General features: G+C 49.0%; 1 tRNA gene and 1 rRNA gene. Both read left to right on the top strand.

From position 1 onward, the window contains the following. Nucleotides 1-77 (top strand) — tRNA-Ile (locus NI20_RS0110955). A gap of 279 nt (nt 78-356) precedes the next feature. Then, a 23S ribosomal RNA gene (locus NI20_RS0110950) occupies nt 357-1,560 on the top strand; the annotation flags it as partial.

Here is a 1,560-nt window from a genome sequence, read left to right as displayed (position 1 = left end):
GGGCCCGTAGCTCAGCTGGCTAGAGCGTACGACTGATAATCGTAAGGTCGGTGGTTCGAGCCCACTCGGGCCCACCATACCAGTGACATTTGTCGTTGGATTTGAAGACCTGGCATAAAGACAGATCTTCAAATCTGGCTGCAAAAGCAGTTGGAAGATCGAACCTTGAAAACTGAACAATGTAATGAAGAAGTGATAAGCAAGGCAACAGAGAGGTCTTTTGTTTGAAAGAACAGAAGAAGGTATTTTTAGTTTTAATTGTGGAACATCGTATAGATGGGTAACAATTACAATTTCGAAAATCCTGTTAAATTGCCTGCATAATTCAACTTTGAGGATCAGCAAATGATTCGATAGGTCAAGCTGAAAAGAGCGCAAGGGGAATGCCTTGGCATCAGGAGCCGACGAAGGACGTGACAAGCTGCGATAAGCCACGGGGAGGAGCAAATATCCGATATATCCGTGGATTTCCGAATGGGGGAACCCGCTCAAGCAATACTTGAGCATCGTGCGTTGAATCAAATAGGCGTACGAAGGGAACGGCCTGAACTGAAACATCTAAGTAGGGCCAGGAAAAGACATCAACCGAGATTCCGCTAGTAGTGGCGAGCGAACGCGGAGGAGGCCAAACCGAGGGACGCAAGTTCTTCGGGGTTGCGGACAGACATCAAGACCAGAGGTAATTAAGAGAACGGCGTGGGAAAGCCGGCCACAGAAGGTGAGAGCCCTGTATCTGAAAATGAAGACTGGCAGTCTGGATCCAGAGTACCGCGGGACACGTGAAACCCCGTGGGAAACCGGGTGGACCACCATCCAAGCCTAAATACTACCTGATGACCGATAGAGGAGCAGTACCGTGAGGGAAAGGTGAAAAGGACCCCGGGAGGGGAGTGAAAGAGAACCTGAAACCTTGTGCTTACAAGCAGTCAAAGCACGTTAACGTGTGATGACGTACTTTTTGTAGAACGGTCCGGCGAGTTATAGTAACGAGCAAGCTTAAGGTATTGAGTACCGGAGGCGAAGCGAGAGCGAGTCTGAATAGGGCGTAAAGTTCGTTGCCATAGACCCGAAACCGGGTGACCTATCCATGAGCAGGCTGAAGTGAGAGTAAAATCTCATGGAGGGCCGAACCGACCCCCGTTGCAATGGTGGCGGATGACTTGTGGATAGCGGAGAAATTCCAATCGAACTCGGAGATAGCTGGTTCTCCCCGAAATAGCTTTAGGGCTAGCGTTATGTTAGATTACCGGAGGTAAAGCACTGAATGGTGGCGGGGCCGATAAGGTTACCAAGACCTATCAAACTCTGAATGCCGGATAATTGATGCATAGCAGTCAGACAGCGTGAGATAAGTTTCGTTGTCAAAAGGGAAACAGCCCAGACCCACAGCTAAGGTCCCAAATTCATGCTAAGTGGAAAACGATGTGGAATTGCGAAAACAACCAGGATGTTGGCTTAGAAGCAGCCACTCATTAAAAGAGTGCGTAATAGCTCACTGGTCGAGTGACTCTGCGCGGAAAATATAACGGGGCTAAGCATGAAACCGAAGCTTGGGCTTGT

It is taken from the genome of Oscillibacter sp. ER4, assembly GCF_000765235.1.
GTDB lineage: Bacteria > Bacillota > Clostridia > Oscillospirales > Oscillospiraceae > Hominicoprocola > Hominicoprocola fusiformis.
The sequence above is the reverse complement of the archived record's forward strand: the minus strand, read 5'-3'. Positions and strand labels throughout refer to the sequence as shown.